This is a genomic window from Actinoplanes xinjiangensis, from assembly GCF_003148685.1.
GTDB lineage: Bacteria > Actinomycetota > Actinomycetes > Mycobacteriales > Micromonosporaceae > Actinoplanes > Actinoplanes xinjiangensis.
In genome coordinates, this window is record NZ_QGGR01000066.1 from 1 (window position 1) to 7,038 (window position 7,038).

Annotated in this window: 8 protein-coding genes; 5 read left to right on the forward strand and 3 right to left on the reverse strand. The window is 67.3% G+C overall.

Going from position 1 to position 7,038, the window contains the following annotated elements:
* Positions 1–119 precede the first annotated feature (119 nt).
* From BC793_RS48370 to BC793_RS48390, 3 genes are all read left to right on the forward strand, one after another.
* Positions 120–617, forward strand: a complete 498-nt coding sequence (locus BC793_RS48370) for a response regulator (RefSeq protein WP_249037430.1) — start codon at positions 120–122, stop codon at positions 615–617.
* The gene (locus tag BC793_RS48375) at positions 614–1,096 is read left to right on the forward strand and encodes a response regulator (RefSeq protein ID WP_158319603.1); all 483 of its coding nucleotides are present in this window, start codon (positions 614–616) and stop codon (positions 1,094–1,096) included. Before BC793_RS48370 ends, BC793_RS48375 begins: the two co-directional genes overlap by 4 nt.
* A 1,153-nt stretch (positions 1,097–2,249) precedes the next feature.
* Positions 2,250–2,627 carry a hypothetical protein gene (locus BC793_RS48390; protein ID WP_109603398.1) on the forward strand — a complete coding sequence of 126 codons (378 nt, stop codon included), beginning with the start codon at positions 2,250–2,252 and terminating at the stop codon, positions 2,625–2,627.
* Between the two features lie 42 nt (positions 2,628–2,669).
* Here the strand turns inward: BC793_RS48390 and BC793_RS50095 are convergent, their stop codons facing one another.
* Entirely contained in the window at positions 2,670–2,807 is a 138-nt protein-coding gene (locus BC793_RS50095; protein WP_158319604.1) for a hypothetical protein, read from the reverse strand.
* A 1,058-nt stretch (positions 2,808–3,865) separates the two neighbouring features.
* Entirely contained in the window at positions 3,866–4,483 is a 618-nt protein-coding gene (locus BC793_RS48395; RefSeq protein ID WP_109603399.1) for a universal stress protein, read from the reverse strand.
* Between the two features lie 352 nt (positions 4,484–4,835).
* Between BC793_RS48395 and BC793_RS48400 the strand changes: the two genes are divergently transcribed.
* On the forward strand, positions 4,836–5,429 hold the full coding sequence (locus BC793_RS48400; RefSeq protein ID WP_109603400.1) for a hypothetical protein: 594 nt from the start codon (positions 4,836–4,838) through the stop codon (positions 5,427–5,429).
* Here the strand turns inward: BC793_RS48400 and BC793_RS52155 are convergent.
* A complete protein-coding gene (locus BC793_RS52155; protein ID WP_158319605.1) occupies positions 5,348–5,668 on the reverse strand; it encodes a transposase in 321 nt (106 codons plus the stop codon). The genes BC793_RS48400 and BC793_RS52155 overlap by 82 nt on opposite strands.
* 744 nt (positions 5,669–6,412) lie before the next feature.
* Here BC793_RS52155 and BC793_RS48410 point away from each other — a divergent pair.
* Positions 6,413–6,835: an aromatic ring-opening dioxygenase LigA gene (locus tag BC793_RS48410; RefSeq protein WP_239170769.1), complete on the forward strand. Its 423-nt coding sequence runs from the start codon at positions 6,413–6,415 to the stop codon at positions 6,833–6,835.
* The last annotated feature ends 203 nt before the right edge of the window (positions 6,836–7,038 follow it).

Here is a 7,038-nt window from a genome sequence, read left to right on the forward strand (position 1 = left end):
AACTGCTCGGGATACTTCGAGGGACGAGGCACCGGAACATCCTTCCCCAGACCGCTGTCTGGTTTCGAGATGTCCGGTCCCGAGGGGGAACCTCAACCGAAGCCGCAGGCAGCATCAACGTGTACTCGGAGCCGGGCATCGGCACGACCTTCCGGGTCTACCTGCCACTGACGAGCACTGCGGCCGGCAATGCTGTGTCCCCGCCGGTGTCGAGTACGCCGCCACCGCGAGGAGACGGCAGCACCGTGCTTGTCGTCGAGGACGAAGCGGCGCTCGCCCGCGTGGTCACCCGCATTCTCACCAACGCCGGATACCACGTGCTCACCGCCGCCGACGCCACGGAAGCGCTGGGCCTGTACGAGCAACACGGGTGCGACGCCCTGCTCACCGACGTGATCATGCCGGGGATCTCCGGGCGCCGCCTGGCCGACCTGCTGCACGAACGCCAACCCGACCTTCCCGTGCTCTACATGTCCGGTTACAGCAACGGCCTGCTCGGCACCACCCACATCCTCGACGAGGACATCGCCTTCCTCGAGAAGCCGTTCACCGCCGCCGACCTGCTTCACAAGCTCGCGACGACATGCGAGAAAAGCCCGTCCCACATTCGGCTATGACCACGCTCGCTGTGACGCACCGGCGACCAGCTCACACCACTCCCGACGACACCCATCAGCGGCACCACAAACACGCGAAAGCAGAAGGCAGGCGCACCATGAGTCATATCGTGGCGGCGGACGACGACCCCGGCATCCGCCGTGTGGTCGAGCGAGTCCTGACGCGCGCAGGCCACACGGTCGACCTGTGTAGCGACGGCCATGAGTTGATCTCCGAGGTCCGGTCCCAGCACCCGGACGCAGTCGTCACCGACAACGAGATGCCAGGAATTACCGGCCTACAAGCACGCGCCGAACTACTCACGACGCCCGATACGGCAGACATCCCCGTGGTTATGGCCACCGGTTCGGTCACACCCGAACAAGCCGCCGAAACGCTCCAGAACGGCGACCGCATCGTGCACAAACCGTTCCAGCCCTCGGAGCTGCGAGACGCCGTACAAGACGTACTGATACACCGGCGACCGCGCCAAGCCTAGGCGGCTTCACCGCGTACGACGAACATGGGATCCTGCAGCGAGTTCGTGCCCAAGGTAGCTTGATCAGTCGCATTTTGACGCCGGGGTGGCCGAGCAACAGTTCTCTCTACGCAACCAGGGGTACCAGCCGCTCGGCCTTCGCCCGGTGCAGGCCCGGCGAGCTGAATCCGAACCAGATGCAGCGGCCTTCCAGACCGGACCACACCAAGAACCGGCTGGCCGGCACGGAGCACACCCCGCAAAGGAAGGTGCGCGCCCTCGGCCGGTCGGCGATCACCTCCAGGGGCGCCCACACGGACGGGCCTCCCATCCGGTTGCTCCGCTGCGCCCCACCGGCCCGAGGGCAGGGGGCAACATTCATGACCCCGGGGCGCGCTCGATGCGGCACCCCCGCGCCGCGGCGCACAAGCTCGATATCCGGCCGATCCGCAGGCCGGAGATGTCGGTACGGTCAACGAGAGTGAGCGCTCTGGGTCATGCGCCGCGGGTCGTGGGGTAGGCGGACGGTGAAGCTGGTGCCAGCGTGCGGAAGGTCGTTCAGGGTGATGGTGCCGTGGTGCGCTGCGGTGATGGCGCGCCCGAGGCCGAGGCCGGTGCCGGTGCCTGGAACGGCGGCGCAGCGGGCCGGTGGCAGCGTGTCGCCGTTGGCACGACGGGTGCCCGAAAACGGCACCGTAGCAGCGCCAGGGTGGCGCACCGACGATGGACACCGCGCCACCACGCCGACGGGACCGAGGGAGCCCGGACGGGAACGCGACGAGCAACGCAGGAATGAACATGGCTCAGTCAGGAGCGATCACGGCCGCGAACCTACGTCAAGGACGAGGCCTCCCGAACGTTGGTCAAGGTCGAGCCAGCATAAGCACCGGCCAGGACGCCCGGCGCCGCCCGCGTCGACACGAATGCCGTTTCCCGGTACGAGGAACCGCTGCCACCGCCACCGCCGATCATCATGACCCACTCGCGGCCACAGAGCGTGGTCACCGACTACCGGCGGTCGGCCAGGTCGCTTCGGTCATGGTCAGCCCGAAGCTGTGTCCGTTCCGGACGGTCACTTCCGAGGTAGGGCTCTGGAGTCGTCGTCCCGCGTCCCGACACCCCCGGCCGCACCGGCGGCCCCACGCTGACGGCCGTTCTGTGCGATAGTCGGCGAATGACTCTCGGGCGGGTGTTGGTCATCGGGCTCGATCCCGCGCGACTGTCGGGCTGGGATCCAGGACCGGTCCTGGCGGGGATCGCCCGCGGACGGGACAGGTTCGTCGAGCTGGGCATCGACGCGGACTTCTGCCTGGTGGCGCCGGACCACCGTCCCGAGGCGGACATCGTCGGCGCCCTGACCGCGCATGACTACACCTGTGTGGTCGTCGGGGGCGGCCTGCGCGACCCGTCGCTGCTGGGCCTCCTCGAGTCGACGATCAACCTGATCCGCCGGCACGCTCCCGGCGCGGCCATTGCCTTCAACAACACCCCGGATGGCACGCCCGACGCCGCTCTCCGGTGGCTGCACCCCGCGGAGACCCCACCGAACTGACCATCGCGCTCCGCCGAACCGGACGTCCCTTCACTGGGCGAATCAACAGAACAAGGTGCCGGTGGCGCTGAAGCCGTGACGCTGTGTTCGAAGACGTTCGTGAAAATGGTGCAGCTCGACCGCGCCAGCCTGCTGCTCGATCGTTGCGGTGAGCAGCGACGCCGTCGCACGATGGTTCATAGCGCCTTACCCGCTTCCCCAGCCGGTACGCGGCAATTGGCGAACATGGCTCTTTCATCCAGGTACGCGACCGGAGCTTCTTGACACGGAGCCGCATGCATATCGCAGGTGCAGCGAGCCGAAAGCGGTAGATCGAACCGCTGGACGCGCCGCGTGGCTGTGTCGTACCAGGCACAACGCTGGCCGCCGCGGTGAGCCAGGAAGCAGCGAACCGAACACCGCCCTGACATGGCTGCCCGGCAGCTGTTCAACGTCGGCCGGCATGAGGCTGGCGGGCGTCCCCTGTTGCCCGAGCCACTCGTCGACCTGGATGACGACGCGCTGCAAGAACATCCGAGCCGTGCCCGAGTCTCGTAGGTTCGCGGCGAGCCGTACGAACTGGTGCCATAGGTCGCGGTCGCGCTGACGCAGGAACGCCGGACGCAGCAGTAGATAGGTGTAGTCGCTCGACAAGGCACCGCCGGTGATTGCAGGGGCCAGGGCCTCCAACGCCCGAACGGTGCGACTGGCATCGTCCGCTGCGTGCGGTCCAGGCGTTGTCCAGAACGACACGCACGTCGAGTTCGGCGGGGACGTCGCGGTCGAGTCTGACGGGGAACCTTCTGAACTCGATGGCCCGGTGCCGGCAGGGAGCCGGCTCCGCGACACCGCCGTCTGGCTCCCGGCCTCGGCGGTGAGCGAACGCGTCAACCAGTGCGCGGCGTTCGTCGGTGTCGCTTCCAAGGCTGTGGTGATCCCCTTCCATATCGGCATCGGCGATCGTGCGTAGTCGGCCCGGTCGCGGCTCGTCGGTCAACCCGGCCAGCCGGCCGGCCACTGCCGCTAGCGCACTCACGAACGGTGTCGTCGCTGATACCCGGCTCACCAGCGACCGCCGTGTTCGTCAGGCCCTCAACCGCCACCAAAACGATTCGGCGCCACATCGCCAGTCCGTTGGCTCACTTCCTCCGCCTCGGCCGCCCGCAACTGCACCCGTTCAGCCTCGAACAACACGACAACAGCAGCAACTCCGCCCGGCATTGCCGGTGCCTACAATCACCGACTCAGAGCGCATCCGGTTAGGTCGGTGCCGGGGTCGCCAGGGGACTTGTCGGTTGCCGATCGATCGGTTGGTTGGGGACGACGACCAGCAGTGGGCATCCGGTGCGACCGGCCAAGGCGCGGACGGTGTCACCCAGCGGCCGGTCGGGAGTACGGGGACTGCTCGATGCCGATACCACCATCAACGTGGCTTCGTTGTGGCTCAGGGCCACCAATGCGGCTGCGGGGTCATGGTCGTGCAAGAGTGCCCGCTCGACTTCGTTACCCCCGCCGTCGGCGGCACAGTCGTACAGCAGTCCAGCAAGCATCAGGTCCGCATTTGGCATCCGGGTGCCTGTCGCCGGAATGTCGCCGGATTCGACGCCGCCGCTCCATACGTACGCCACCCGCAGCGGAACTCCGAGTTCCCGCGCGCAGGCCGCGGCGTAGGAGATCACCGTTGCCGGATTGCCGTCGTTGTCGACTGCGGCCACGACGACCGATCCGCGCGTGCTGCGGGGATCCATCGCCGGAAACGACAGCACCGCGCCCGACGTGCCGGCGTCACTCCAGTCGCTCTCCCGAGGCGGGATTGTCACTGCGGTCACCGCCACCGTCGCAACTGCTGGGGTGCGTACGGGCAGGGTGGTAGTCATCGTTGCCTCCTGATCTCGCGACGGCAGCCGGGTATGCGGCCCACAGTGCTGGTCAAGGTCGTGATCCTCCCGGAACGCTTCCCCTCCGAACGCCTGTGCGTAAGGTCACCTACAGCTTTCTCGAAGATCACGGAGCGTGACAGGGCCGTTGGTCCTCAACCAGGTCAAGATCAGTCAAATGGTCGCTGGCAGGCACCGCGAGAAGGGTTGCCGGCCGTTGGGGTGGCCGGATCATCGGTCGCCGGCGATGGCGTGCATGCGACGACTGTCGATCTCACAGGGTCGTCTCTGGAGCCGGCCTGATCAATGTCGGCTAATGTGTGCGGTCATGCACTTCGGTCGAATTCTCCCGGTGGCAACTGTCGCGCTGGTCCTATCCGGTTGCGCGAAGCCGAAGCTGGAGCCGGAGACGCCCGCCGCCGCCCCGATCGCGGTGTCGCTTCCGCCGGCCGTCGACACCCTGCCGTGCACCAAGGGCAAGGCCCGGCCCGGCCGTACGCCCACCGCCGCTGACGTGGCCACGCCACGCAGTCTCGGCCCCCTTCCCCGCCCCTCGGACGAATACCTCGACGAGGATTACCGCGGGGAGATGATTCGCCGCCAGATGGAGGCGAATGACGCCTACCTCGAACGCCGTCCGCTTCCGGAGGCCGCCCTGCCGGGCGCCGTCAGGTGTGCGATCCGGGCGGAAAACGCGCTGGAGCCGCTGCACAAGAAGAGGGTGTACGAGGCGGAGGCCGTCAAGAAGGCGCTGACCGCAGCCGGCCTGCCCGACTCGACGGTGGAGAAGCCGGGCAGCCGGGACCGTACTCCGCACGACGGCCTGATCATCGCTGCCTGGACCGGGCAGGCCTGCATCATCGGCTACCTGAGCCCCGAACACGGCACCCGCATCGAATATGGCAGCACCATCGCCGACGGCGGCTGCCTGCCGGCACGGGACTGACTCAGCCCCACGCCCGGTCGCAGCGCGACCGCGGCCTCCAGCCCCTGCTGCTTACGTTTGCGGTCGGCCTGGTAGGTGCCATCGTCACGCCACAGCCCGAAGTGGTAATACACCGCCGACCACGGCGGCAGGTCGTGCGGCCGCAGCGCCCACTGGCCACCGGTCCGGTTCTGGTAGAACAGCGCGTTGACGGTCTCCCGCAGGTCGTAGCCCTCTCGTAGTCCGACGGGGAGACTCACTTGGCCTTCCAGGCCCGCAGGAACGGCTCGATCAACGCCCACCGGGCGTCGCTGAGATCGGTCGGATACGCGCGACGTGCCACGGCCAGGCCCTACGCGGCGTCGCCTCGCCGGTATCAACCCGAGCCGTGACATCACGACCTCGAGCGACGACGAACCACCCGGCGACAGCAGCCGACGCGACGCAGTCATCACGCCTTTCCAAGCGGGCGAATGTGGCACGAGCTGACCGCCGAGGTCGACTATCGGCCCGTGGGTCGGACGCTGTCCCGCTGGTGTCGGTGACCGGCATGGGCTGTCGAGGACAGGACGCGATCGAGTAGCGACTCGAGCAGCGGCCCGGCAATGATCAGAACGGCGAGCAGCAACAGGATCGAGATAATGATCAACGGCCTCATGTCGTCCTCCCTCACCAAGCTGCCAGCACGTGAATCACCAGATCCGTGTGGGATCGCGTGCTTGGGCTCTCCAGTCCATCGTGGGTCGAAGGGAATCCGGATGGCAGGGCCATTCGGCCCGGCTTCTGCTCGTGAATCCAGGACTTCCGGCACGGACTGATCGGCCCTGCCGGTAGTGACGTTCGACTGACAACCTCAACAATGAAAACGATCTATACAGAACTCGAGGCTGGCGGCGCACTCATTTCCGGATGGGCGGTATCTTGCCGGGCTTCGGAGAACTCATAGGGGAGTAACGATGAATACTGCGCCTGTCAAAGCCAACTTGAATGGGCCGGTAAAGACCGTGCGCCTGATCTCCCTGTTGCTGATGGTTGCCGGTCTGGTCGTGGCGGCTGCCGGAGCGACCACGTGGTTCACCGTGCAGTCGCAGCTCGCGGACGAACGGATCACCGTCTCGGAGGACGCCGACTGGTTCGCCGGCGAGAAGATCGACGGTCCGCTGACCGCGTACGCCGAGGCACAGGTCATCGAGAAGCACGCGCTGGAGTCCAGCGGCGGCAAGACGTACGCCGAACTCGATCGTGAGGACCCGGCGCGGCAGACCGTCATGAACGGATCCTTCCTGCGGGCCTCGCTGTTCACCTCGGTCGTGTCCTTCGGCATCGCCGCCATGGCGGTGGGTCTCGGCATCGTCATCGCGTTGATCGGCTACGCGCTGTTCCTCGTCGCACGGCGGCTCGCCGCCGTGGAACAGCCGGCGAACTGACGCCCAGACGAGTACCGACACGGGTGGGGGACGCTCGGCACCGGCCGAGCGTCCCCCACCCGTGTGGGTATGTCAGACAGAGTCAGCGGCGCCCAGGTCGCGAGGAGGGAGCCGCGACGGCCTCGGTGGCGGCCGGGCCGACGGTGTCGTCGGCGAAGACGACGGTGGACCCGAGCAGCTCGCCCAGCCGCGTGGCGACCGGC

What these genes read in the sequence shown, in the direction of transcription:
- BC793_RS48375 (WP_158319603.1), top strand. Translation starts at nt 614, where the DNA reads ATGACCACGCTCGCTGTGACGCACCGGCGACCAGCTCACACCACTCCC.
- BC793_RS48390 (WP_109603398.1), top strand. Translation starts at nt 2,250, where the DNA reads ATGACTCTCGGGCGGGTGTTGGTCATCGGGCTCGATCCCGCGCGACTG.
- BC793_RS50095 (WP_158319604.1), bottom strand. Translation starts at nt 2,807, where the DNA reads ATGAACCATCGTGCGACGGCGTCGCTGCTCACCGCAACGATCGAGCAG.
- BC793_RS48395 (WP_109603399.1), bottom strand. Translation starts at nt 4,483, where the DNA reads ATGACTACCACCCTGCCCGTACGCACCCCAGCAGTTGCGACGGTGGCG.